This is a genomic window from Gottfriedia sp. NPDC057948 (assembly GCF_042887255.1).
In the GTDB taxonomy this organism is placed as follows: Bacteria; Bacillota; Bacilli; order Bacillales; family Bacillaceae_G; genus Gottfriedia.
The window spans coordinates 363,733-389,149 of sequence record NZ_JBHVPN010000001.1 but is presented as its reverse complement, the minus strand read 5'-3'; the positions used below and the strand labels follow the sequence as shown (position 1 = coordinate 389,149).

The following is a 25,417-nucleotide window of genomic DNA, read 5'->3' as shown; positions in this document are numbered from 1 at the left end:
AAATAAATACCCAAATAATTATGTATCTTGTATTACTTTTCAAACAAGATATGATTAATTATTATGCAATCATTATATTAAACTATTACATATAATAATAGAAATAACTATCGTAAATATTATTTTATTCAGAACAATGTGAACAATTCATGACATTAACTTTTATTGCGGAATACTTTGTCCAACTATAGTTCGAATAGTGACAACAACTAATTGTTAATACAATTTCATTTCAAACATTATCCCTCATTGTTTTTATGTAATCGTTGATAAGCATAACCTAAATATTTTCAATTACTTACTTCTACATTTAATACAAATCGACCTGCTATCTAAATGATTTACCCCTTTTTATTTTTCTTAATTAAAACGAACTTGCTTTAAGTTGTGTAAGAAAATCAAAAATCTATCTTCAAAATAGCAAAATAAGCTCTTCGAATTTAGAAGAGCTTTTCAGAGTGTTGAAATATAAATTGGTCTATAGGGAAAACTGACATTAAATGAACATTTTTAATGATGAAATTATCATTTTTTTGATGATAATTAATGGTTTTAAATATTAATGTGTTTTAGCAATTTATGATTCCAATAACAATAGAAGTGTTTTTTTAGAAGTTTAAAAATTATGAGCTAACTTTTAGAAAAACAAATTCAATTGATTAATTTAATTAATGTTCGATATTATTTGACAAACAAACTGATTAATAAATAACTGTTAGGTTTATCTAAGTAAAGGCTAATTGATTAGGATTTATTGCAGACTTTTTTGGATGAATAAGTTGATTGGAATGGTGGGATGCTCGACTCCTATGGGATAAGCGGGAAGGCTGAGACCCCGCAGGCAAGCCGAGGAGGCTCAGGTCTCGCCCCATGGAAAGCGAGCATCCTGTAATGGAAATCAACATCACTCTACTCCTTTACGAAAATTTGATAATTAATTGACAAGACTTTTTTTCAACATATTAAAAAGCTCTTCGAATATCGAAGAGCTTTTAACTATTACATACCCCAAATTAATGTCCAAAGAGTACCGAAAACAATTGCTACTGCAATAAATACTGCGTAACCCAAATTGATATATAATACTCCTTTATTTTCATTTTCATTCATATGCATGAAAACAATTAACTGAAGACCGCCTTGTAATAATGCAGTTACAATTAAAATAATAAATGATACATTAAACGGTAAATTTAAATAATAAACACTTAAAGCTATGATTGTTAGAACAAGTGATTGGATGAAGCCAACCACTTGATGCTTAGGGAATAATGCGCTCATCCAATCAGTCCTTTCACGTAAACAAAACTAAAGATAAAGATCCATACTACGTCTAAGAAGTGCCAGTATAATGAATAAATAAATGTTTTGTTTGCTGTAGTTTCTGTAATTCCCTCACGAGAAACTTGAATTAAGATTGCAATACCCCATAACATACCGAATGATACGTGGGCACCGTGAGTACCTAATAATACGAATAATGCTGATAATGCTCCACTACTTTGGATTGTTGCACCTTCATGAACATAAGTAAAGAACTCTGTAATCTCTACTCCTAGGAAGACTGCTCCTAAAGCTAGTGTTAATACAAGGAAGCTTATAAAAGCTTTTTTGTGATTTAATTTTATTGCGTTTACGACTAAACCAATCGTAAAACTACTTGTTAATAGGGCAAATGTTTCTATCATTACACCTTTCATCTCAAATAATTCTTTTTGAGTAGGTGCTGAACCAGTGTTATTTGCTAAAGTGAAGTAAACTGCGAACAATGTTCCGAATAAAGCAATCTCAGCTCCTAAAAATATCCAGAAGCCTAGAATCTTATTAGAACTTTCTTCACCTAGACTATACAGAGGCCTGCTGCTCATAGTGATCACCTCGTAATTTTTTCTCTGTTTCAATAATTTCTTCTTTATGAATATGGAAGCCATGATCGCGTTGGAAAGAACGTGCAATTAAGCAAAGTGCGATAGGAACTGCAAATACAATCATTGGAACCCACCATTCAAATATTAGGAAGAAACCAAATGCCATAAATGCTGCCCCTAAAATGAATGGTATACCACTATTACTTGGCATATGAATATCTGTAATCTCACCTTCAAGTAATGATTTACCTTCTTTTTTAGCTTTCCAGAATGGATCTAAAGAATCAACTTTTGGAATAACTGCGAAATTATAAGGAGCAATTGGACTGCTTGTAGCCCACTCTAATGTTCTTGCATTCCATGGATCACCAGTTGTTTCTCTTGGTGCGTAACGTACACTGTAATAAATATTGTAAACAAGTAAACAGAATCCGATTGCTAACCCTACAGCTCCAATTGTAGCAATCATATTTAATGGACCGAAACCTGACTCTGCACTATAAGTATAAGTACGACGAGTCATACCTTTTAATCCTAATAAGAATAATGGGAAGAATGTTACGTTAAAGCTAACGATAATTGTCCAGAACGTAATCTTACCAATTTTTTCATCTAATTTGAAACCAAATACTTTAGGGAACCAATAGTAGAATCCTGCGATTACCGCAAAAACAGTACCTGGAATTAATACATAATGGAAGTGAGCAACTAAGAACATCGTATTATGATATTGGTAGTCAGCACTTGCCATAGCTAGCATTACACCTGTAACCCCACCGATTGTAAAGATTGGAATAAATGCTAGTGAGTACAGCATTGGAACGGTAAATTCGATCTTACCTTTTCTTAATGTAAACAACCAGTTAAAGATTTTAACACCGGTTGGTATACTAATTGCCATTGTTGTAATACTAAAGAAGCCATTTACAACAGAACCTTGACCCATCGTATAGAAATGGTGAACCCACACAAGGAAACTTAGAGCAGAAATGGCGATCATACTAACAACCATGCTCTTATATCCGTATAAATTCTTTCTTGAGAAAGTAGCTATAATTTCACTGTATATACCGAATGCTGGAAGAATAACGATGTAAACTTCAGGATGTCCCCAAATCCAGAATAAGTTCGCCCAAAGCATATCATTACCATGTGCCATCGTAAAGAATTGAGTACCAAACTCACGATCAAACATCATTAATGCTAAAGCTATAGTTAATACTGGGAATGCGAATACGATAATAACGTTTGTAATTAAAATACTCCAAGTAAACATAGGCAATTTCATTAATTTCAAGCCTGGAGCACGCATTTTTAAAATTGTTACGATAAAGTTAATACCAGTCATTAAAGTACCTAGACCAGCGATTTGAAGCGAAATAGCGTAATAGTTATTCCCAACGCCTGGGCTGAATTCCTTACTAGCTAGTGGGAAATAAGCTGTCCAACCAGCATCAGGTGATCCACCGATAACAAAGCTTAAGTTTAAAAGCATTGCACCTGCAAAGAATAACCAGAAACTTACTGCATTTAAGTAAGGGAAAGCTACGTCACGAGCTCCGATTTGTAAAGGAATAACGATATTCATTAATCCAATAATGAAAGGCATCGCCATGAACAGAATCATAATTAAGCCGTGAGTTGTAAAAATTTCATTATAATGTTGTGCATCTAATATTTTTAAATCTGGTCCTGCTAACTGTGCTCTCATTAGTAATGCGTCTACTCCACCACGGAATAGCATTAATAATGCACACAGAATATACATTACACCGATACGTTTATGGTCAACTGTTGTTAACCATTCTTTCCATAAATAACCCCATTTTTTAAATTTGGTTAAACCAATTACAATAGCAAGCGATACAACAACGATACTCACCATTGCGCCATAGATCATTGGTTCACCTGTTACAAAAAAGTGATCCCATTTAAAACCCATTATTTCATCCCCTCCATATTATCCATGTCATGGTGATCAGATGAATCCTTCATAGAACCATGTTGATGTCCTGCATTTTTTCCTTCTGGAGCTGGTCTAAATCCTAAATGAGTCGAAGTATATGTTTTTCTACCTAAATGCTCAATTTTTAGTAATTTATTAAACTCTGTTTCTGTTAAAGCAGGAGCTGTTTCTTTAACGTCCTTTACCCAGCCGTTAAAATCCTTATTATTCATTGCTAGTACTTCAAATTCCATTCCAGCAAAGCCTTTACCATTGAAGTTACTGTTCTTACCAATATAAGAACCTTCATTAGAAGCAACAAAATTTAATTTAGTTACCATGTCACTCATTGCATATTTTTGTCCACCTAATTGTGGAATCCAAAAACTTGTAATAGGACCGAATGAATAAAGTCTGAATTCTACATTTCTATTCGTTGGAATATTTACGTAGTTAACAGTTTCAATTCCTTGTTCAGGATAAGAGAAATGCCATTTCCAGTTTGAAGAACTTGCATAAATAACAAGTGGTTTATCATTTTCATGACCTTTTGGTACACTCTCAACCGCATTTGTTGTTTTAACAGTTACTACTGATAAAACCGCAACAATAATGATTGGGATGACAGTCCAAATAATTTCAAGTGTTTTACTTCCCTCTTCATGAGGCGGTTCGTAATCTTTTGGAAGTTTACTAGCACGATATTTATATAGAATAACAATATAAAGAATGTAAACTACTAGTAAAACTCCTAACATCATCAACATCGAGAAGATAATCGTGTCCGCTTGCGTTTTAGCAACAGGACCCTTTGGATTAAGAACTGCAATCTTATCACAAGCACCCATTACTAATGCAACCAGCATGATCATCATGCCCATTAGAAATTTTTTCATTTCGCTCTTCCTTCCTATAACGTAAGTAAAAGTTCAAAATAGTTTTTTTGAATTATTTCTTAGATAAGTATTTTTATAAATTGTCACCAAAATGACAAACAATGTCCACAGTTATAGTAAGATACTTTAATTAAAAAAACAAACAATTAATTTCCATTTTGAAAGGAAAAAAAGAGTGTTCACATTTTAGACATATTTGAAAATATGATTTTTTCTTTTAAACCTATATATATCAATGGTTTAACACGATTGCTCACTTCTTCACAACGTTCACATTTTAGACAAATATTAGATTTTGATTAACTTTTTGTTCACATTTCGAAACTTTCACATTAGTAAATTAGTATAATATTTTTTATGGAATTTCACGAAATAATCTGTATTTTCACACAAAAAAATAACGCAGAATGATCTGCGTCAAAAAACAGGGTTATTCATTTGGTGAAGAGAAAAACTACTGTCCTAGCGCGTTCTTCTCTTCTTCAGGGTTTTGGGGGGTTCTAGGGTCGCATTCCACATTTTATTGTGCATACAAACGAAGAACTAAGAAAAACAATGGCTTATTTCTTAAACTTCTTTTATTAATCTTAGATTACCATAAATGAAAATGATTATCAATACCAATTATTGGTTTTTTCATACATAGAAATAATCTAAATAACAATTGTTCAAGATAATATGTTCATTAAGAACTGTGCAATCAAAGTTGGATTTTCAATATTAGGTATATGTCCAACTTTCAAATTATGTATTGTCATCCCTCTTTCCTTTGCACGGTCTACAGATCGAAAAATTCCATAATAAAATGGATTTTGTTCTTTTTCTGTACAATTAATATAGGAAGTTCTAATATTGTCTAATTCCTTATTTTTAAGGTTAAGCGGTGTTTTAAAACATTTGTGAGGATGATCAGTTTGACGATGATCATATCGATCTTCATCTACTACTGGAACTTTCCAACCCTCACCTTTTGTATCAATCAAACCTTGAAGGAAATTTACTATTTCATCTGGAAACAAATTAACAACTGCCTCACCATCATTTAATAACATCGCATCTAAATAGATAACTTCATCAATTAATTCTGGAATTCGATCAACTACACCTGAAGCTACTGCACCACCATAGCTATGACCAATTAGAACAATATTATGTAAATTTTCATAATGAATCACATTAACAATGTCATTTATTGCAGTGTTTAAATCTATTTCTTTATTCGCTAAATGAAACCTTTCCCCACAACCAGTCATTGTAGGTGTATATACTGTATGACCCTCTTTTTCTAATATTATTTTTACCTCTTTCCATGCCCAGCCCCCTGAGCTCATTCCGTGACAGATAACGATTGTTTTCATCCATTTCACCTTTTCATATTTTTTTGATCTTTGTTTTTTACACAAAGCCAAATAAATATATTCAATGTAAACTTAGTAAAACCCTATTTAGAAAAAATTAAACTTATTTAATTTTTAAGTTATAATGGGAGAAAAAAAGGTGGGACATTTATGCCTCAATTATTAATTAAAGGGATTTCAACTGATGATATTTGCAAAATTAGTAAGTCTTTAATCGAAGAACTCGCAGTGATTTGTGAATGTGGAACTGATAATTTTACAATTGATTGTATCCATTCAACTTCAATTTTTAATGGTGAAATTGTAGAAAGCTTTCCATTCATTGAAGTAAGGTGGTTTGAACGTGGCGGTGAAACAAGAGATCGTTTCGCGGCTACAATCGAAAAACATATTAACACTTTGACCATTCCTGAATTTGAAATTGCTTTTATTACATATGAAGAAGATTGTTATTATCTAAATGGGAAGAAATTTTCATAATGATATTCCGATATAATTTAGATCAGCGTAGCAACTGATCTTTTTTTTTGGGAAAATCCATATTTCCTGGGTATGTGTACCTATAGGACGGTGTCATTTCGGGACATTTCAACTATGTGGACAAAGATACAAACTAAAAAAAATGGTCAACTGACTAAGTACATGATTAGTAAAATTGAATATTAGTATATTAATCGGACAAGTAGGACACAAAAAAATACTACCGATTAGGGAAAGGTGAATAAGAATGAATTTTGAAATTGCAATGACAGCATTTGTTTTCATTATGACAATGGCTGTCATATTCTGGAGACCAAAAGGAATTCATGAAGCATGGCCTGCTTCAGTTGGAGCTATAATCATTCTAGTAACTGGAATTGTTACTCGACACGATTTGTATGACATTATAACGAAAATCGGTGGAGCTTCAATTACCATTATAGCAACAATTGTTATGGCCGTTATTTTAGAAAGCTTCGGGTTCTTTCATTGGTCAGCAGCTCGATTAGTTACATTGGCAAAAGGTTCGGGTTATCGGTTATATTGGTATATCCAACTACTATGCTTTTTAATGACATTACTTTTTAACAATGATGGCAGTATTCTTATTACAACTCCAATCTTAATCCTTCTATTAAAAAATCTTCGTCTAAAACCACACCAAAAAATTCCATATTTATTATCAGGAGCGCTAATTGCGACAGCTTCTAGTGCGCCGATCGGAGTAAGTAATATTGTAAATTTAATCGCTTTAAAGATTGTGCATATGACTCTATATATGCATACAGCGATGATGTTCGTACCAGCAACATTAGGGTTAATGTTTATGTCTGCGCTAATGTATGTCGTTCTAAAAAATAAATTACCTGAGACACTACCAATTTCAACAGATGATATTGAAGAATCGTTCTTTATTAAAAACTTCCATCCGTTAAAAACAAAAATTTCTGTTGAAACAAAAAAGAAACGTACAAAATTTATGTTAAAAGTTCTTGCTTTCGTATTTTTAATGAGATGTTTATTATTCGTTGCATCTTATTTATCAATACCGATTGAATTAGTTGCGGTACTTGGCTCATTAGTCTTATTAATTTGGAGATGGTACCACTTAAGAACACCCCCTACAGATATCTTAAAAAAGACACCTTGGCAGATATTAATTTTTGCATTTTCAATGTATGTAATTATCTATGGGTTGCATAATGCTGGGTTAACAGAGTTTTTAGTAAAAGAATGTGAACCAATCGTTAATCAAGGATTATTCCAAGCAAGCTTTATTATGGGCGGTTTAGTAACTGTTTTATCAAATTTATTTAATAATCACCCTGCGCTTATGATTGGAACAATTACGCTAACTGAAATGGGTCTTGACCCAATCACTTTAAAAACGATTTATCTTGCTAATATCATCGGAAGTGACATGGGTTCATTATTATTACCAATTGGTACACTTGCATCATTAATTTGGATGCACATTTTAAAAGAAAACAAAATTAAAGTAAAATGGAAAGATTATTTAGGCGTCACAATAATTGTTATCCCATTAACAACAATCGTTACATTGTTTCTATTATACTACTGGGTACAATTAGTATTCGCACACTAATCAATACTTTTACCTCTAGGAGGAGATCTATGTGAGTGATGTATCTACATTACTTGGAGAACAAGTCTCTGTAAGATTATCTGGAGATGTCGTATTCGAAGGAATTCTTACTGATTTAGGACAAGATATTTTAGTGCTTTTTAACGGCATAAAATATTATTATATCCCTTGGATGCATATCCATATGGTATATCAAAATAATGATTTAAAAGAAAAAATAAAAAATCCTATTGAACCATCCATTAGTCAGGAAATGGAGACAATTTCTTATCGTAAAATTTTACTAAACGCAAAAGGTATATTTTCAGAAATCTATGTAACAGGTAATATAACTTTTCATGGCTACGTTATGAACGTAATGAGTGATTATTTAGTTTTTTATTCACCTGTATTTCATACGATGTATATTTCTTTATCACATTTAAAATGGATCACACCATATAACCATAAAATTATTCCTTACAATTTAAATGATGAGACTCTCGTCGTTCATCCATCTACTACTCCTTTACACAGATCTTTAGAGACTCAGCTTAAAAAAGAAATTGGAAAGTTAGTTATTTTCGATGGTGGAACAGATCCAATGAAAATTGGGCTTTTAAATAAAGTAGATAATAATCAAATAGAACTTTCCGTTGCGAGTGGACAAAATGTTTATCTAAAACTGGGACATATAAAATCTGTACACTTACCTTAGCTGGATACAACCTTTGATACAAAATGTATTTAAAGGTTTTTTTTTTGAAAAAACAGCGATTCAACCTACACCTTGCTTTACCTTAAAAATACACTAAAAATATAATGCGTCTTAAGGAAAAAAAGCCCCATGCAATGTGCTGGGGCTTTTAATCTTCTAATCTTCTAATCTTTATTTACGTAAATCGATCCATTCCTCGTTTTTAAATTAAGTTGATGTTCGCCACTTCCAACCATCGCCTTATTTGTATGATTTTCATCTTTGTTTTTCACTTTCCATCCAATATTACCACTAAAACTACCATCATTTGTTTCCGCATTGATTGTGAGATTGTTATCCTTTAGTAGGTCGATTTGAATTTCACCATCATCAGAAGAAATTTTACTATTACCATTTAATAATGCTTCCTCAACATTAATTGCACCATTATTTGTTTTTGCGTTAATTTTTCCTTTATAATCACTTAAGTTAATTTCACCATCATAAGTGGTTATTTCACCTGTTCCGTCTATGTTTGCATGTTCAATCGAAATGCTACCATTTCTTGTAGTGGAATTTAAATATCCAGAAATATTTTTGATTGTAATTTCACCATCATTCGTTGCAATTTCACTATCACTATTTAAATTTGCATTCGTTAAGCTGATTGAACCATTTCGAGTTTTTGCAACTAAGTTTCCAGTTACATTCTCAATATTGATTTGACCATCGTTTGAATTTATCACTGTTTTATTTTCCTTATTAGTTAAATTTACAGAGCCATTTTTTAAGTTTATATTCGTTAAAATACTTTTAGGTAAATCAATATTTAGTTGGGATCTGTCATGATCAAAGTGGAAAATCTGATTGTCATCATTACGAATCTCGATAATCATTTTATCACCAAGTGTTTTTACAGAATAATAATCAGATACTTTTTCACTGTCTTTTTTATTACGATCTGAAACTCTTATATTACCATTTACGTTTACCGCACTAGAATCAGTTCCATTTACACTGATTTCACTATTATTAGCTTTAATAATAACTTCATTAATTGATGAAGTTACCGTTTTCGAATCATTTATTTCAATATTTTTTGATTTGAATGTATAACCTATTTCTTTGATAAACAGGTGACCAATACTAAATAGTAATGAAACACCCATCATTAATATAAGTAAAAAAATACTAAATCCATGAAAACGAAGTGTGTCTTCTTTTCTTACTATATTGAATAGTAATATTTCAATTCCTAATAAAATACAAGCAACTGGCCATGCATTAATTAGAAGCTTCGAATAAGGAATTGAAATAAAATTTTGTAGAAACCATAGCAAACCAATTGCGATTAATATTATTCCCGCTGTTATAGTGCCAACCTTCCAATACCTCATACTTCTTTTTTTGACTTTCCAGTTAATAATTTAATACCAAGTCCAACAAAAACAATACTGATTAGTAAATTTTGTACTAAATTATAGTCAATAAAGATATTGTAATGTCTAGAAATATAATCAGAAGCGTTCTCTAGTAATGATAAGCAACCAAAACCAATTAATACCCAACCAATTAAAAACTTATTAAATTTAAATTGATGATTTAGGACTGGCTCATCTACTAATTCAATGTCTTCACGATATTTACTATGATATTGAAGCGCATCAAAGTAGCTATAAAATACGATGACTGGTATAAAAAATCCAAAGCTTGAAATTAAATTTGTTAAAAATACTGTACCGAAAAATAACAGCATAAACTGCAATCCTCTACTCATTAATCCTAAATAAAAATGGCCAAGACCAGGTAGGATTGATAATAAATAAACTAATTTTTTACGTTTTTTCAAAGTTTGTACCTCCATTATTTTTTATTTCCTTTCAAAATTTTTGGAATTGGAATTGATAATTTAATTTCTTCACTTTTTTCAATTAACGAAGAAGTCTGATCAATCGTTTGTACAACGTGACGATTCGAATTGGTAATCCGTTCAGTTAATTGAAATTGGAAGAATAAAAATGTTGCTGCAGCAGCCAATACTAAATGGATTAAGCGAACTTTTTTTGAATTCGTTTTAGATTTCTTTTCATTCGTTTTTTCCATTATCTGTATTGATTCAGTTTGTTTCATTATTTCGTTCACTAGCTCATCTGAAAAATGAAAATCAGGTGGATTCATCCATTCCATGTCTAATTCATTTAAAAGTTCAAGTTCCGCCTGACATGAGATACATTCATTTAAGTGCTGTTCAAGCAAAAGAGATTCTTTATTTGAAAGCTTCTTTTGTTGATACGATAATAGTTGGTCAGAAGTTAAATGTTTCAAATGATCCCTCCTTTATGCTTGTCTTTAATTAATCGTTTGGCTCGATACAAACGTGATTCTACAGTTTTAACGGCTACATTTAATTTCAAAGCTATTTCCCCATAGGTAAGTTCTTCAAAATAATATAATTTCAATACATCGCTATATGCCTGTGGCAATTCTATTAAATATGAATGAATAAGTTCTTTATCAATCGTTTTTATTAAAGCTTCTTCAGGTGATAATAAATTCTCCTCTGGTAAAGTAGAGAGTAAATCACTAGTTTCATTTTCCTGTTGTTTTACTTGTTTTCTTTTAAAATCAATTGCTTTATTCATTGTAATTCGATAAATCCATGTGGCCAAACTAGATTCCCCGTTAAAGTTTTCGAGAGAACGATACAATTGGAGAAAGACTTCTTGCGAAATATCTTCAGCATCCTTTTGATTATTTGAAACTTTCAATGCTACTGCAAATACTTTTGATTGGTATCTTACTATTAATTCCTTAAATAGTTGATGATTCCCCTTTACTATATTCCTTACTAATTGTTCATCCGACTCCATTGCATCACCTCTTTCCTCTTCCATAACTTTAGACGAAGACAAATTTAAAAACCCTGCAAAAAAAATAAATTTTTTTAAAAAATTTTTTTAACAATCTTTCTTACTCAAATAAAAGAAGAATAGTTGATTTTCCACTTTGTTAAAAATAGTTTGTGAGTAATACTCGTATTTAATTAATAAACAATAAAAAAAGCTTGTAAAAACAAGCTTTTAGAATGTTGAAATATAAAATGGTTAAGCTGATATTAAGTGAATCTTATTGATAAGATAATTCATTTTTAAACAAATAATGATTTTAAATGTCATATTTTTTGAGCGGTTTTATAATAGCACTAACTCTAGTAATTGTTTATTCTTGAGAATTAAAAAATATTTTTAGAAAACAAAAGTTCAAATCATTTTTATAATACGTTTTAATCATACCTGAACTGTAAACTGATTAACAATCTGTTACGCTACTTTAAGTAAAGGATAGTAACTTAGTTTTTTAGTGTAATCATTTTTTATGAATAAGTTGATTGGAACGAAAGGGTGCTCGACTCCTATGGGATAAGCGGGAAGGCTAAAGACCCCGCAGCTCGCCGAGGAGGCTCAGCTCTCGCCCCATGGAAAGCGAGCATCCTGTAGTGGAATTGACAAGATTGTTTCTAAACATATTTAAAGCTTATAAAAACATGTATTTAGCCAAAATTTTAAACTCTATTGAACCTCAGAAATACTTTTTAAATCCTTAATATTTGTTCGCATATGGTTCATTATTTCGTTGTATCTCATTTTGCCATTTTTTAGATTAACATCATTAATATTTTCCAAAGACATAATTTTAAAATTACGATTATCACGATAGTAATTATAAGTAGGAAAAAAACTTGGATTTGCCAATTCAATTTTTATATTTTGGTCAGATTGAGTTTTAACTACATCAATTGTACCCATGCCACCAATTAACTCATAGATTTCATCTTGAGCTGATAAGAAATTTCCTAATGAGTAAAAGACGATTGTTTTATTCCCCGTTTTTCCAGTGATCCAAGCCGGCGGTTGTAGGACGTGTGGATGATTACCAATAATAATTTGAACACCCATATCAGCCAATTGTTTTGCAAGATTCTTCTGGGTATTGTTCGGCATTCTTTCATATTCAATCCCCCAATGCATGGCAACTACTACTACATCCGATACTTTCTTTGCTTTTTCAACATCACTACGTATTTTGGCAAGGTCGATCAAATTTACTAAATAATCTTTTCCCTTAGGAACAGGAATCCCATTTGTACCAAATGTGTAAGCAAGAAATGAAAATCGAATATTATTTTTATTTATCACTCTAATTTGGTCATGATCTGCTTGTGATTTAAAAGCACCTGTATATGGCATATGAATAGCGTCCCAATGCAAAATTGCACTACGTATAATTTTTTCACCTCGATCAAGTGAATGATTATTGGCCAGTGTTACAAAATCAACCCCAGCCCCTTTAAGTGCATCTCCAACTTCATATGGGCTATTAAATGCTGGATATGTAGATAATCCGAATTGCTTTCCACCAATCATCGTTTCTTGATTCGCTACTAAAATATCTGGCTTTTCCATCGTTTTTCTAACTTCATCAAACATTTTATTAAAGTTATATACTCCATTTGGAAGCCTAGCATCTTCATATACTTCATTATGAATTAAAAGGTCACCCACTACACCAACAGTCACCTTTGTAACAACCTGATTTAGTTTCTTTATAGGTTCTTTCTGTTCTTTAACCTGTTCTGTTTTTCGTTTATTTTCTTTTACTTTGTGTTCCTCTTGATTATTTTTTGTACACCCGTAAAGTAAAGCAAAAAAACAGGTTAATACTACAATTATTTTTTTCATCTTTTTCTCTCCTGTAAAGCGAGATTCAATGGAATGTATGGTATAGGAACAGACAAAACAATCCAGAACCCTTATGTATTCATATTTTTATCCTTATCATCACTTAATACTCATTATGTTCCTTAATAATACTAGTCTGCCATTGGTCTTTAAGACATTCCTTATTTTAAGTTATTTCCATTTTTCAACAAACAAGCAGTATATTTTACAGTGTTTATTTTAAATAATCAACTATTATTAATTATTTACTTTAATGGATTTTAAAAATTGGGAATTATTGGACTTTCCTATTGTTTAACTATTAAAATAATAACATGTTCAACATTTTTTTGTTTTTTAAACAGATTTAATAATGCTTAAAACGTTTTAATAGATAAGGAGAGAACAATGAATAGATCAGAAAAGTTATTACAATTAAAGAAAGAGATTAGTCATGTGATAATTGGTAAAGAGGATGTCGTTGAAATGATTTTCATCGCTCTTATTAATAATGGACATATTTTACTAGAAAGTGTCCCTGGTACTGGAAAGACACAATTAGCTAAAAGCTTTGCCAAAACGATTAACGGATCGTTTAAAAGAATTCAATTTACTCCGGATTTATTACCTAGTGATGTAACTGGTATTCAATTTTTTCATCCAAAAGAACAAGACTTTCAGCTTCGAATAGGTCCTGTTATGACAAATATTTTATTAGCTGATGAGATTAATCGTGCTACACCTAGAACCCAAGCTAGTTTATTAGAGGTAATGGAAGAACGCCAGGTAACAATCGATGGAGAAACTATTCCCCTACCAAATCCGTTTATCGTTATTGCAACGCAAAATCCAATTGAATCACAACAAGGTACGTTTCCATTACCTGAAGCACAAATGGATCGATTTTTTATGCAAATTAGTTTAGAATACCCTACATTTGAAGAAGAAAAAAGCATTATGAAGTCATATCGTTCCAATTCTCCATTTTTGAATTTAAAAAATGTACTAACTTTAGAAGAAATTGATGAAATGAAAGAACAGGTGAAAACTGTTACAATTTCAGAAGAAGTAGAGGATTATATTTTAAATATAATTCATTCAACGAGAAATCATGAGGATATTCAACTCGGCATAAGTCCACGTGGTACATTGGCACTAATGCGAGCTTCACAAGGTAAAGCATATTTAAACAATAGAACATTTGTCACTCCACAAGATGTGAAGGATGTTGCGATTTATCTCCTTTCACACAGATTAGTCTTGACCCTTGAGGCATCCTTAAAGAAAAATGCTATACAAGTTATTGAATCCGTTTTAAATCAACTTGAAGTTCCTGTAGAAGCTGGAGCTGGTCAATAAATGACTTGGAATAAAGAAATACATGGTAAAAATTCTCTTGATATCCTAACTATTTTTGGGATTTTATTTCTAATCATCAATGTCTATCAATCTTCCTATTTATTAATGTTTTTAGGAGGATTTTTAATCATCATTAGTTTGATGAGTCGATACTATTTAAAACATATTGCTGATTACCTGATCATCAAAAACGACAAGGAGCCAATTCGAGTTTCCGTCGGAGAACAATTTAATTTACCTATTAAGATTGCCCAGAATCATTGGTTACCTATTATTAATGCAACAGTTCGCATAAAATTAGAACCTATTGTAGATAGTATAAATTTTAAAGCAGTTAGTAGTGATTCAAATTTGGAACTAAATATCCCTATTCAACTAAAAGGTAATGAAACGATTCAGATTACATTACCGCTTTCAGCTACTAAACGTGGAGTTACTAGAATTAAACAAGTAGAGCTAAAAATTTCAAACTTTTTTAGTTTAGGTTATCTATATTTAACCTATAAACCATTTTTACATAAAGAAATTATTATTTATCCTACATTAATTCCTGTACCTCAAATTGAACAAATCATTTCAACTAACTCATATGGTAGTTTTGTAACAAATACTAGTATGTTTGAAGATTTTCTAGCCCCGATTGGAACAAGAGATTACGTCTATTCGGACTCCTTTCATCGAATTCACTGGAAAGCTAGTGCTAAAACTCAAGTACTTCAAACGAAAATTTATGAACGAACTGCTGACTATTCAATTACATTTATTATAAATTTACGAGATACTCATCATGATAATTTTAGATTAAGTATAATTGAAAACATCGAATCAATTGCTAGTAATATTGCCTATATTGTCCAATATGCTGCAATAAAAAATATTAATTATGAAATATTTCTAAATTTGAACATGGAAAGTGGAGTTCCTGTTTTTCATTTACCAATTGGTGGAGGTAAATCTCAACTAGGTAAAACTTATGATATCCTTGCCCGAATTAATGGTGCAAGAATGACTCAGCCAATTGATCGATTACTTCATTACGTAGAAAAGCAACAACGAAAATCTCCTGTTGTTATTTTATGTGGCCCGTTCGGTAAGCATGGAGATCGATATTTCGCTCAAATGCGAAAACGTGGCCAAAGCATCTATTATCTACAAGATGATTTAGAAAGTCCATCGCTTGTTCCATTTGGACAACATTAAGTCGAAAGGATAATGAAATGATTTTACGTTTACTTTCTACATACTTTTTTTCATTAGAATATCTATTACTCTATTTAATCGTAATATTTATATACGAATCAAAAAATCAACTGCCACCTACTTTGGCAATCATTTGTATTTTTATGATTGGAAATTTATTTTTACTTTACTCATTACGAAAATCTCAAGTATCACGTGTTATTCCGTTTCTAGCAGGCATAATTTCTGGAGGAATCGGCTATACTCTTGGCCTAAATTCTGTTACATCTATTATATGTGCTAACTTTATCTATTTTCGACTTGAAGCTTTTCTTAAAGACACATCGTTATGGATCGAAGAACGAAATAAATTACAAATCATTTTTTATTTAACGAGTTTGGTCGTCCTCTTTTTTGGTTGGACTTCACATTATTCTCATATGAACTTGATATTATGGATCATAATCATTTTTACAATTTTATTTAGTTTAGGCAGATACTTTCAGCAAGCAGTCACGACACAAACCATTAAAAACTATCGAGGAATTATAGGATCAATTAGTATAGCAGCCCTGCTTACTGGTACCATATCGTTAATATTACCGGTCTTAAAGTGGGCGATTTTTAAATTACTGGACGGTTTATTTAGTGCAGTTGGTTTTTTGGGAACTCCTTTCTTAAACTATGTAGATCACATCACTATTAAAGAGAAAAAACTTAAGCTAGGCCAAAATTCAAGTGCTGAAGATAAACTTCCACAAAATATACGTTATCACCATTATATTTTAGAGTCGACTCCTACTTGGATATGGTTATTATTATTGATTATCGTATTAATCGTAATTTGGCTAGTAATAAGAAAGCTTACTTACATCCGTAATGAAAAACTTACCGCCCAACAAGAAATCAGCATCGAATATAATGCAATACCAGAACACATGAGGAAAAAAAGACGATTTTTCAAACACTCTGCCCCAACAGAGCAAATCAGAAAACTAATCTTCCAACTTCAAAAATATGCATCTAAATACAAGATGGGTCGACACCAAAATGAAACACTAAAAGAGTGGTTGGAGCGAATACAAATACCGCATGAAGATGAACTAATTAATGCATATAACTCTGTGCGCTATGGTAAAGGTGAAATAAAGGATATTGAAAAATTTGAAGAACAAGTGAAAAGAATCAAGGATAAGATTAAAAGCAAGAATAAGGAAGAAGATTAAGAACAAAGAAAAAACCCAAACCTTTTACTTAGGTTTGGGTTTTCACGCATTTGAAAAAGTTGAGGCTACGAATAATCCAGTGAAGGTGCAATTAAACTTGGAATCTCTGCAATTTAATCTGTTCAAGTGCAATTAAAATAGCCCTAACTACAATTAAATTTGGCAATTCTGCAATTAACTCTATAAAACTGCAAATAAGGCATGGCATCACAAGGAAATAGTTTATCAGATTCAATTAAATAGATGAAATATCAATAAATCGAGTAAGAATCATTCAAAACTAAACATTATCCAGCAAAAGTAAGGTTGGTTCGAACTTTATATCAAAATTTCAACGATAGATCAACAAGGAACACCACAACATAAACTAAGGTATGTGTTCTCTCCTTACCCTTGTATTTAATTCTTATTGTAAACTTTCGTACTGATTGTATATTTTTCGATATTTTGCATGTGTGGATCGTATCCGATGCCTGGTTTGGTCGGTACAGTGATCATACCATTTTCTACGGTTACTTCTGGTTCGATAATATCTTCTGCCCAGTATAATGCAGATGCTGCTGTGTCTCCAGGTAGAGTGAAGTTTGGTAATGATGTGATTGCAATATTATGGGCTCTTCCGATTCCTGATTCTAGCATTCCACCGCACCATAATGGAATCCCATTTTCCTGGCATAGATCATGTATTTTTCTTGATTGAGTTAGTCCTCCAACTCGACCAATTTTAATATTAATAATTTTACAGCTTCCTAGTTTTATTGCTTTTCTAGCATCTTCTAGTGAGTGAATACTCTCGTCTAAGCAGATTGGCGTTTTCATTCTTTCTTGTAGATCTGCGTGATCGATTATATCGTTGTATGCAAGTGGTTGTTCAATCATCATTAAATTATAATCATCTAATGCAATTAGTTGATCCATATCAGATAATGTGTATGCTGAGTTTGCATCCGCCATTAAAGGAATAGTTGGATATACTTTACGTACTTTATCGATCAGTTCAAGATCCCAGCCTGGTTTAATTTTTAATTTAAATCTTTTATAGCCTTCTGCAAGTCGGTTTTCGATAATATGAATTGTTGAATCGATTGAATCTTGAATCCCAATGCTTACTCCTACTTCGATTTCCTTTTTCGTTCCACCTAACGCAGTTGAAAGTGAGATATTTTCTTGTTTAGCATAAAGATCCCAAATTGCACCTTCTATGGCAGCTTTGGCCATATAGTTCCCACGAATATGTGAGAAATACTTTTCGGAAATTTCGTCTGGATGGTTAATTTCATTATTTAACACGATTGGAATTAAATAATCTTCTAGAATATGCCAATTTGTTTTTAACGTTTCTTCATTATATAGTGGATCAAGCATTGCAACAGATTCAGCCCAACCTGATATTCCATCTTCGCTTATGGCTTCTAATAGAATAAATTCACGGTCATATTCAGTACCAAAGCTGGTTGTAAAAGGATGCAATAAATCTAGCTTCATATGGCGTAATATTACTTTTTTAATTTTCATTTCCGAACTCTCCCTTATTTTCCTTTTTATTTTTTCAATACATAAAAATGAACTGGCATTTCCGAGTCTGAATTCTTATAAAATCCAGTAACTTTCCATCCGCTTTGAAATAATTTTTTAAAGGACTCTCTAGTAAGCATTCGCCACTGGCTTGCAATTTTACTATTCGTTTCTCTAATTGTTCGGAAATCTTTTGGTACCGCAACAAAGGCTAGATCGTTAAACACATCTATATCGTTTTGAATCGGCATTGGTATTCCGTCATCATTGTTTTCTTCCCATTTAATAAGTGAATTTTTAACTGCTTCATCTAATTCAAAAGGTCTCAACTTCTCCTTTTCCTCTTCCACTTCTGCAATATACCATTCAACTAGAAAACGATCAGATGGAATTCCACTATTTAATAAGTCTTCCATTTCACCATAGCAGTTTTCAATATACGTATTACAAACTCCACCTAACTTAGAAATATTTAAATAGCCATTTGCTGTTTCTAATGGATCATAAGTCCAAGTAATCAATTTATAGCCGAGTTTAAGAGCTTCTTCTCGTTGGGCAATTTTAAGTAGTTTACCAATCCCTTTATTACGAAACTCTTGATCAATTCCAAGCATATGAGAACAAAGATAAACATTTTGTCCATCATAACCAGTAAAACTATATTGAAATCCAATTAGTTTATCGTCAAAATATGCACCTAAAACTAGTCCGCCATTTTTTGCAGCTGTAATTGTTTGATGCGTAGGAATTGAATCTTCAAAACCCCAAATTTTAGATTCTAGTTCTCGTACTTGCCCCATTTCTTCGATGGAATGTAGTGCACGGATCTTAATTCCTGTATTAACTTCAGATTGATTCAGTTTGTTTAGCATTTGCCTCACCGTTGCCAAAAAATTATAAAAATCAATTAATATCTTTTATTCTAGATTTTGTTTAATTCCCTGTTCTACGTGTCCGATTTTACCTAATCAGGCTACTCTCGTTTGATCCAACACTCCAAGGGCTTAAATTCGGATACAACGAATCCTACAAATTAGTAATGACTTTTAGGTATCAGGTTACTAATTTATATCGTGACAAGTTGATTGCTGCATTTAAATCTCGATCCATTTCATGACCACACTCACATTTATATAATCGGTCAGATAGTTTTAAATCAAGTTTCAAACTTCCACAACTTGAACACGTTCTAGAAGATGGGTACCATTTATCAGCTTCAATAAATTCAATGCAATATTTTTCACACTTGTATTGAATTTGGCGTTTGAATTCGAACAAACACTGATTCGCAATTGCTTTTGAAAGGTGCTTATTCTTCATCATCCCTTTGATGTTTAACGTTTCCATTACGATACGATATGGTTTGGTTTTCACAATCTCCCTCGTGGATTGATGAAGATGATTTAGTCTAATATTTATCAACCTTCTATAGATGTGTTGTATCTTCAATTCAATTTTTATAATGTTGCTTGTTTTGACGAAACGGTTTCCCTCCTTATTCAATTCATATTTACGAGAAACTTGACGTTGCAACCTACGAAGGCGTTTCTCAGCCCTTCTAACATTGCTTGTTTTGTTAATGTTTTTCTTCTTATTTCCATCTGAACATACAGCTAATTCTTTTATTCCAACGTCAATACCAAGTGAGATATCTGTCAGTTCGACTGTTGGTTTTGATTCATTAATTCCTACAGAAAGATACCAATATTTACTGTCAAAACTAATTCTAGGATTGGTATATTTTACGTCTGGAATTGACTCAGAAACGACAACCCAACCGACTTTTTCAATCAATACTTTATTTCCATTTACTTTCAACTTTACATTATCGTTATAAAAAGATGGTTTTGATGTTCTTTTACTTTTGAATCGCGGTTGATCAACCAACCCTTTAAAGAAATTTTTATATGTTCCACAAAGATCTTTTATCGCTTGTTTTGTTATATTGTTAGATACTTCATACAACCACGAAAATTCATCTGTTTGTTTTAATACCGTTAATTCTTTTCTTAAAACACCATCATTTAAGAACTTCCCACTTTGTTTATAATTCTCTTTTTGTCTCGCAAGTGACCAATTATAAGCCCATCTGGCTGTACCAATGGATTTCCAAAGTTGGAATTCTTGTTCTTTATTTGGTTTCAATCTCACTTTCTTTGCAAGTATCATTGTTTTATCACAGTTTTTAAGAGATTGATTAGTTTTTTCGGCAATCCCACTTATCAGTTTCACATTACTCACCTCATGTATAGTTAAACACAATGGATGATGTCCATTTAGAACATAATGTGATATTTTTATAAATTTTTATAAATAGAGATTAACAGTTGTTAACCTTTTAATTGTTCTTGTTCTGATGCTAATAATACTGTTTGAGTTAAAATTTTCGCTCCATAATGAAGGGCTTCTAAATTAAAACTCATATGAGGATGATGTAATCCCGGAGTTAATCCACATCCTAAACCGACCATTGTAGCCGCAATTTGAGGATATTTGTTTGTATAGAAATGGAAGTCCTCCCCACCATTTGAAATGCATTCAGGCACTAAGTTTTCATGTCCGATTATTTCTACAATAGCCTTCTCGGTAATTTTTATTGCCTGCTCATTTTGTACAGCTGCTGGAACAAACTCTTCCATAGACCACGAAATCTTTGCTTTTGTTTCATTCATCGTTTCCTCGAACACCTCAACTGTACGCGCATTTAATTGATTCATAATGTCATTTGTTTGCGCTCTAACATCAAGTGAAAACTTTACCGTTTCTGGTATCGTATTCGATGCTTCATTTTCAGTTTGAATTTGGGTCATTTTAATTGAATGAGGGATATCCGTATTTAAATTTATTTGCTTTAATTTTTTGACTATTTCAGCAGCTACTTCAATCGCATTAATACCATCTTGTGGTCTAGATGCGTGAGCCTGAATTCCTCGAATTGTACCTTTAATCGTTTCAGCAGACCCATGTATGATCACTGGAGATGCCTTTTGAAAAGGTACTTCTCTTTCTGGTCTTAAGTGCACGCCAAACAATGAAATAACATTGTCTAATGCACCATCTTCCATCATTTGAAGGGCTCCTTCACCCTTTTCTTCGGCTGGCTGGAAGATAAATCGAATCGTATGGTTTGGCTTTATACCACTCGCAGATATAGCCAACGCTGCATATAAAACCATCGTACTATGAGCATCATGACCACATGAGTGGTTTGCTATTACAACACCATCTACTTCTTGAACAAGTGCATCCATATCAGCTCTTAGCGCAACAACTGTATCATTTTGACCCTTAATTTCAGCAATAAATCCAAAATGATTTTTAAATGTTTTAATCTCAATTTTTGCATCATTTAGTCGTTCACTTAAATACTTTGCTGTTTTTTCTTCTTGCCAACTAGGCTCAGCTAGCTTATGTAAATCCTGGTAAGTTTGTAAAATAGTTTCTTTATTATGATCTAGATACGATTGTGGATTCATAAAATTTTCTCCTAACTGTTTTTTCTATTCTATAAACACTTCATAGGTAGAATAAATTTTTTCCAATTTCTGTTGATACATTTGAATTCTTTTTTGGTCCTTTTCATATAATCCGGCAATCACTAAATTTAATAGACTAATAACTGATGCGATTGAGTTAGAACCACTTTCCACATTCTCTTCTGTAGTTAGAACAATATCTGCAATTCGGCCAATCGGTGATAATAACCGATCAGTAACTGAAATTAAACTTATTCCATTTTCTTTCGTACATTGAGCAATTGTTAATGTTTCCTTTGCATACCTTGGAAAAGAAAATGCAATAACAACTGATTTTTCTGTTAAATTACAAAACTTTTCATAAAAGTCACCTGCTGGAGAACAATACAATACGTTACCTCTAATTGAGCTTAACGTATTCGAAAACCAGTACGCTGCTATATGGGATACTCGATGACCAACTATTAACACTTGATCAGCACTGGTAATTGCTTCAACAGCTTTTGAAATTTCCTTAATATTTGAAGGTTGTAATAAATTTCTTAAAATATTTACTTCATTTTCGATAATTTTTGTAAAAGTATTTTGTCCTTCTACATTTTTTAACTCTTCTTGTTCTTTTATATAATCGGCTTTATTTAAATGAAGAAACTCATTTTGAACACATAACTGCATATCACTGAAGCCTTCAAATTCAAGTGCATATGAAAGACGAATAACCGTTGTTTCACTTACTTCAACTTTTTTTCCAATTTGATAAGCAGTTTTAAAAGCACACTCCTCAAGATTTTCAATCATATAAGTCGCCACTTTTTTTTGCCCTGGCGATAATTGTGTAAATTTTTCCTTAACTAACAATTTAAAATTAGGTCGCTCCATTATTTTTAATCCTTCCAGTGATGAAGTTTATCCTTCATTAATTTTAAAAGTTGCAGTCAATACTTCTTTTTCTTTAACATTATCATATCCCTAAACAAGGAGCAAGGAATAAAAAAGTTAAGTTTTTCTGCTTTTAACCTAATAAATATTTGTCGTTAGTAGTTAATTGCCCTTACAATTTACCTCAATTTGAATTAACTAAAATAGGACTACTATTCAAAATTTGAATCCGGTCAAAAGCCGTAATCGAGTATACAATTAGTTTTAAAATCGGTTTAAAAGTTATTTGTATACCCTAAAACCAAGGAGGGGAAAATTTGAAAGTCTTAATAATCTGGCGTCTCTTAACAGTTGGTGGAGTAAATGCTGGCTGGAGGAATCGTTCAATTTATTTTAAAAAGTTTGGCATTGATACTGAGTTTCTATACACAACAGATCATGGTGGATTACACATAATGGAAGATGTTGCACCTGTCTATTTAACGAAGGACGAAAACGAAATTATTGATATTATTAAAAACAATGCATATGACGCAATCATTGTAGTAGATACGGGATCAGCGTATAAGTGGTTACAAAAAGCTAAATATAAAGGTCCAGTTATTGTAGAAGCACGTACGCCCGAGCTTATGAAACTACAACCTCATTTAAAGAAATTCAGATCCATTGAACCTGTTTCTATTATTGTTCCATCTAATTATCAAAAAAGATTAGTTTCCATCTTAACAGATAATATCCCCATTAAAGTAATCTACAATGGTGTTGACACATCGTTTTTCCATCCATTAGCCCAAGATGAAATCGCATCCGAAGATCATCCAATCCTTCCAAACAATAAAAAAATTGTGTGTTGTATCGGTAGAGTAGATAAACGAAAGAACTGGCCAATGTTAATTGAAATTGCAAAATTGATAAAAAGTGAACGGTCGGATATTGAAATTTGGTTAATTGGAGGAGCTCAAAGCGTTCAGCGAGAGGATTTTGCATTAACTTGGAAGGAAGAAGGTCTAACCGATATTATTAAATGGTTTCCGGTTATACCTTATCAACAAATGCCCCATGTATACGCAAAAGTGCTTCAATCTGGTGGTTGTACTATCGCAACTACAAAAGTAGAATCATTTGGGAATACCTTTATTGAGTCTATGGCATGTGGTGTGCCTGTTGTAGCTTCTAATATAATGCCTATTTCGGAAATCGTTCTTCAAGGTGAAACAGGTATGCTTTTTCGAGGACATGATGTTCAAGATGCTGTAAAAAAAATCTATACAATCGTTGATAATAAGAAGTTTCATGAAAAACTATCCCAAAATGCAATCAACCATGTTGAAAATAATTTTGCTATTCATAAAGTAGCCGATATTTATCGCGAATATCTTCTAAAATTTGGTAAAGGCAAAAATAGTGATGTGATTCAAAATGATTGAACCAGTTTCCTATATAAAAAAACTAGAAGGTAAATCCAATGCTCATTTAATTACATTTAGTGATGGTAGAGATTATGTTGTGAAATATTTTCGGTCTGGATTTGAAAAAACATTGCCAAACGAATGGGTTGCTTATTGCATTGCTAGATTTTTAGATTTACCAGTTCCTTTTGCTCAAATCGTTTCGATTCCTGAAGAGTTCTCAAAAACAATACCGGATCTAGTCATGGAAGAAGTTCAACTTTCAAAGTTTCAGTTTGCTTCGTTATATGTACCTGAAACATTAAATGGACACCAAGTTGTATCAGTTCCTAGTATTTTAAATAACAATCAGCTTGCAGGTATTATTTTATTCGATTACTGGCTTTGTAATGGAGACCGTACTCGAAAAAACATTTTACTTCGCGAAGAAAGTTTAGATCAATTTAAACTTTGGATCATTGACCATGCTGAAGCATTTGGCTCCTATAGTTGGTTAACTTCAGAGTTAGAAACTTTGCCTCAAAATATTATGAAAAGTTCAACTCATCAATTCATGTCCCTATATATAAATAGTGAAGAAGAATTTAATGAACAACTTCAAATCATCCAAAGATTCCCGGTACTGCTTTTAGAAGAAATTGTAGAAGTAATACCTGATGATTGGTTATTATCAAAGGAAGACAAAAAGGCAATTGTAGGCAGATTAGTAAATCGTAGAAAAAAAATTCTCCCTTATCTTAAACATAAATTCGTCAAAACGATCTACCGTCCATTACATGATCAAAATGAATAGTATAACAAAAACGACTTCAAATTTGTTTGAAAGT

At 32.0% G+C, this 25,417-nt stretch carries 23 protein-coding genes; 8 read left to right on the top strand and 15 right to left on the bottom strand.

What is annotated here, in order from left to right; genetic code table 11:
- Positions 1-999: 999 nt before the first annotated feature.
- The 5 genes from qoxD to ACFVRR_RS01720 form a co-directional block, all read right to left on the bottom strand.
- Positions 1,000-1,281, bottom strand: coding sequence for a cytochrome aa3 quinol oxidase subunit IV (qoxD, locus tag ACFVRR_RS01740; protein ID WP_069035468.1), 282 nt, complete (start codon positions 1,279-1,281; stop codon positions 1,000-1,002).
- Positions 1,278-1,868: a cytochrome c oxidase subunit 3 gene (locus tag ACFVRR_RS01735; RefSeq protein ID WP_025672298.1), complete on the bottom strand. Its 591-nt coding sequence runs from the start codon at positions 1,866-1,868 to the stop codon at positions 1,278-1,280. The genes qoxD and ACFVRR_RS01735 overlap by 4 nt, the downstream gene beginning before the upstream one ends.
- Entirely contained in the window at positions 1,846-3,810 is a 1,965-nt protein-coding gene (gene qoxB / locus ACFVRR_RS01730) for a cytochrome aa3 quinol oxidase subunit I (protein ID WP_387324041.1), read from the bottom strand. Before qoxB ends, ACFVRR_RS01735 begins: the two co-directional genes overlap by 23 nt.
- Positions 3,810-4,709, bottom strand: a complete 900-nt coding sequence (gene qoxA / locus ACFVRR_RS01725) for a cytochrome aa3 quinol oxidase subunit II (protein ID WP_097975828.1) — start codon at positions 4,707-4,709, stop codon at positions 3,810-3,812. The genes qoxB and qoxA overlap by 1 nt, the downstream gene beginning before the upstream one ends.
- A 668-nt stretch (positions 4,710-5,377) precedes the next feature.
- Complete coding sequence (locus ACFVRR_RS01720; protein WP_387324038.1) at positions 5,378-6,067, bottom strand: alpha/beta fold hydrolase; 690 nt, start codon at positions 6,065-6,067, stop codon at positions 5,378-5,380.
- Between the two features lie 150 nt (positions 6,068-6,217).
- On the opposite strand from ACFVRR_RS01720, the gene ACFVRR_RS01715 reads away from it, so the two are divergent.
- The 3 genes from ACFVRR_RS01715 to ACFVRR_RS01705 all read left to right on the top strand — a co-directional run bounded on the left by ACFVRR_RS01715 (position 6,218) and on the right by ACFVRR_RS01705 (position 8,850).
- Positions 6,218-6,547: a DUF1904 family protein gene (locus ACFVRR_RS01715; protein ID WP_387324035.1), complete on the top strand. Its 330-nt coding sequence runs from the start codon at positions 6,218-6,220 to the stop codon at positions 6,545-6,547.
- Between the two features lie 247 nt (positions 6,548-6,794).
- Entirely contained in the window at positions 6,795-8,153 is a 1,359-nt protein-coding gene (locus tag ACFVRR_RS01710) for an arsenic transporter (protein WP_387324032.1), read from the top strand.
- A 31-nt stretch (positions 8,154-8,184) separates the two neighbouring features.
- Positions 8,185-8,850, top strand: a complete 666-nt coding sequence (locus tag ACFVRR_RS01705) for a DUF2642 domain-containing protein (RefSeq protein ID WP_387324029.1) — start codon at positions 8,185-8,187, stop codon at positions 8,848-8,850.
- Between the two features lie 164 nt (positions 8,851-9,014).
- Here ACFVRR_RS01705 and ACFVRR_RS01700 read toward each other — a convergent pair whose 3' ends face one another.
- The 5 genes from ACFVRR_RS01700 to ACFVRR_RS01680 all read right to left on the bottom strand — a co-directional run bounded on the left by ACFVRR_RS01700 (position 9,015) and on the right by ACFVRR_RS01680 (position 13,568).
- Positions 9,015-10,226 (bottom strand): DUF4097 family beta strand repeat-containing protein, encoded by a 1,212-nt coding sequence (locus ACFVRR_RS01700; RefSeq protein WP_387324026.1) that lies wholly within the window; start codon positions 10,224-10,226, stop codon positions 9,015-9,017.
- Positions 10,223-10,678: a hypothetical protein gene (locus tag ACFVRR_RS01695; protein WP_387324023.1), complete on the bottom strand. Its 456-nt coding sequence runs from the start codon at positions 10,676-10,678 to the stop codon at positions 10,223-10,225. Before ACFVRR_RS01695 ends, ACFVRR_RS01700 begins: the two co-directional genes overlap by 4 nt.
- A 14-nt stretch (positions 10,679-10,692) precedes the next feature.
- Positions 10,693-11,154 carry a hypothetical protein gene (locus ACFVRR_RS01690; RefSeq protein ID WP_387324021.1) on the bottom strand — a complete coding sequence of 154 codons (462 nt, stop codon included), beginning with the start codon at positions 11,152-11,154 and terminating at the stop codon, positions 10,693-10,695.
- The gene (locus ACFVRR_RS01685; protein ID WP_387324018.1) at positions 11,151-11,741 is read right to left on the bottom strand and encodes an RNA polymerase sigma factor; all 591 of its coding nucleotides are present in this window, start codon (positions 11,739-11,741) and stop codon (positions 11,151-11,153) included. The genes ACFVRR_RS01690 and ACFVRR_RS01685 overlap by 4 nt, the downstream gene beginning before the upstream one ends.
- A gap of 657 nt (positions 11,742-12,398) precedes the next feature.
- Positions 12,399-13,568 carry a CapA family protein gene (locus tag ACFVRR_RS01680; protein ID WP_387324015.1) on the bottom strand — a complete coding sequence of 390 codons (1,170 nt, stop codon included), beginning with the start codon at positions 13,566-13,568 and terminating at the stop codon, positions 12,399-12,401.
- 387 nt (positions 13,569-13,955) lie between these two features.
- Between ACFVRR_RS01680 and ACFVRR_RS01675 the strand changes: the two genes are divergently transcribed.
- From ACFVRR_RS01675 to ACFVRR_RS01665, 3 genes are read left to right on the top strand one after another with little or no spacing between them, the layout of a single operon-like run.
- Complete coding sequence (locus tag ACFVRR_RS01675; RefSeq protein WP_387324012.1) at positions 13,956-14,906, top strand: AAA family ATPase; 951 nt, start codon at positions 13,956-13,958, stop codon at positions 14,904-14,906.
- Entirely contained in the window at positions 14,907-16,106 is a 1,200-nt protein-coding gene (locus tag ACFVRR_RS01670; protein ID WP_387324009.1) for a DUF58 domain-containing protein, read from the top strand.
- Between the two features lie 17 nt (positions 16,107-16,123).
- On the top strand, positions 16,124-17,311 hold the full coding sequence (locus ACFVRR_RS01665; RefSeq protein ID WP_387324006.1) for a hypothetical protein: 1,188 nt from the start codon (positions 16,124-16,126) through the stop codon (positions 17,309-17,311).
- A 399-nt stretch (positions 17,312-17,710) separates the two neighbouring features.
- Here ACFVRR_RS01665 and menC read toward each other — a convergent pair whose 3' ends face one another.
- The 5 genes from menC to ACFVRR_RS01640 all read right to left on the bottom strand — a co-directional run bounded on the left by menC (position 17,711) and on the right by ACFVRR_RS01640 (position 23,181).
- Positions 17,711-18,826, bottom strand: a complete 1,116-nt coding sequence (menC, locus tag ACFVRR_RS01660; RefSeq protein WP_387324004.1) for an o-succinylbenzoate synthase — start codon at positions 18,824-18,826, stop codon at positions 17,711-17,713.
- 26 nt (positions 18,827-18,852) lie between these two features.
- Positions 18,853-19,698 (bottom strand): GNAT family N-acetyltransferase, encoded by an 846-nt coding sequence (locus ACFVRR_RS01655; protein WP_387324002.1) that lies wholly within the window; start codon positions 19,696-19,698, stop codon positions 18,853-18,855.
- Between the two features lie 181 nt (positions 19,699-19,879).
- Positions 19,880-20,995, bottom strand: coding sequence for an RNA-guided endonuclease InsQ/TnpB family protein (locus tag ACFVRR_RS01650; RefSeq protein WP_387324909.1), 1,116 nt, complete (start codon positions 20,993-20,995; stop codon positions 19,880-19,882).
- Between the two features lie 161 nt (positions 20,996-21,156).
- Positions 21,157-22,302: an amidohydrolase gene (locus ACFVRR_RS01645; protein ID WP_387324000.1), complete on the bottom strand. Its 1,146-nt coding sequence runs from the start codon at positions 22,300-22,302 to the stop codon at positions 21,157-21,159.
- 24 nt (positions 22,303-22,326) lie between these two features.
- Positions 22,327-23,181 (bottom strand): MurR/RpiR family transcriptional regulator, encoded by an 855-nt coding sequence (locus ACFVRR_RS01640; protein WP_387323997.1) that lies wholly within the window; start codon positions 23,179-23,181, stop codon positions 22,327-22,329.
- A 317-nt stretch (positions 23,182-23,498) separates the two neighbouring features.
- Here ACFVRR_RS01640 and ACFVRR_RS01635 point away from each other — a divergent pair, with 317 nt between their 5' ends.
- Both ACFVRR_RS01635 and ACFVRR_RS01630 read left to right on the top strand, forming a co-directional pair.
- Complete coding sequence (locus ACFVRR_RS01635) at positions 23,499-24,608, top strand: glycosyltransferase family 4 protein (RefSeq protein ID WP_387323995.1); 1,110 nt, start codon at positions 23,499-23,501, stop codon at positions 24,606-24,608.
- Positions 24,601-25,383, top strand: a complete 783-nt coding sequence (locus tag ACFVRR_RS01630) for a HipA family kinase (RefSeq protein WP_387323992.1) — start codon at positions 24,601-24,603, stop codon at positions 25,381-25,383. Before ACFVRR_RS01635 ends, ACFVRR_RS01630 begins: the two co-directional genes overlap by 8 nt.
- Positions 25,384-25,417: the final 34 nt, after the last annotated feature.

What these genes read in the sequence shown, in the direction of transcription:
- qoxD (WP_069035468.1), bottom strand. Translation starts at nt 1,281, where the DNA reads ATGAGCGCATTATTCCCTAAGCATCAAGTGGTTGGCTTCATCCAATCA.
- ACFVRR_RS01735 (WP_025672298.1), bottom strand. Translation starts at nt 1,868, where the DNA reads ATGAGCAGCAGGCCTCTGTATAGTCTAGGTGAAGAAAGTTCTAATAAG.
- qoxB (WP_387324041.1), bottom strand. Translation starts at nt 3,810, where the DNA reads ATGGGTTTTAAATGGGATCACTTTTTTGTAACAGGTGAACCAATGATC.
- qoxA (WP_097975828.1), bottom strand. Translation starts at nt 4,709, where the DNA reads ATGAAAAAATTTCTAATGGGCATGATGATCATGCTGGTTGCATTAGTA.
- ACFVRR_RS01720 (WP_387324038.1), bottom strand. Translation starts at nt 6,067, where the DNA reads ATGAAAACAATCGTTATCTGTCACGGAATGAGCTCAGGGGGCTGGGCA.
- ACFVRR_RS01715 (WP_387324035.1), top strand. Translation starts at nt 6,218, where the DNA reads ATGCCTCAATTATTAATTAAAGGGATTTCAACTGATGATATTTGCAAA.
- ACFVRR_RS01710 (WP_387324032.1), top strand. Translation starts at nt 6,795, where the DNA reads ATGAATTTTGAAATTGCAATGACAGCATTTGTTTTCATTATGACAATG.
- ACFVRR_RS01700 (WP_387324026.1), bottom strand. Translation starts at nt 10,226, where the DNA reads ATGAGGTATTGGAAGGTTGGCACTATAACAGCGGGAATAATATTAATC.
- ACFVRR_RS01680 (WP_387324015.1), bottom strand. Translation starts at nt 13,568, where the DNA reads ATGAAAAAAATAATTGTAGTATTAACCTGTTTTTTTGCTTTACTTTAC.
- ACFVRR_RS01675 (WP_387324012.1), top strand. Translation starts at nt 13,956, where the DNA reads ATGAATAGATCAGAAAAGTTATTACAATTAAAGAAAGAGATTAGTCAT.
- ACFVRR_RS01670 (WP_387324009.1), top strand. Translation starts at nt 14,907, where the DNA reads ATGACTTGGAATAAAGAAATACATGGTAAAAATTCTCTTGATATCCTA.
- ACFVRR_RS01665 (WP_387324006.1), top strand. Translation starts at nt 16,124, where the DNA reads ATGATTTTACGTTTACTTTCTACATACTTTTTTTCATTAGAATATCTA.
- menC (WP_387324004.1), bottom strand. Translation starts at nt 18,826, where the DNA reads ATGAAAATTAAAAAAGTAATATTACGCCATATGAAGCTAGATTTATTG.
- ACFVRR_RS01655 (WP_387324002.1), bottom strand. Translation starts at nt 19,698, where the DNA reads ATGCTAAACAAACTGAATCAATCTGAAGTTAATACAGGAATTAAGATC.
- ACFVRR_RS01650 (WP_387324909.1), bottom strand. Translation starts at nt 20,995, where the DNA reads ATGATACTTGCAAAGAAAGTGAGATTGAAACCAAATAAAGAACAAGAA.
- ACFVRR_RS01645 (WP_387324000.1), bottom strand. Translation starts at nt 22,302, where the DNA reads ATGAATCCACAATCGTATCTAGATCATAATAAAGAAACTATTTTACAA.
- ACFVRR_RS01640 (WP_387323997.1), bottom strand. Translation starts at nt 23,181, where the DNA reads ATGGAGCGACCTAATTTTAAATTGTTAGTTAAGGAAAAATTTACACAA.
- ACFVRR_RS01630 (WP_387323992.1), top strand. Translation starts at nt 24,601, where the DNA reads ATGATTGAACCAGTTTCCTATATAAAAAAACTAGAAGGTAAATCCAAT.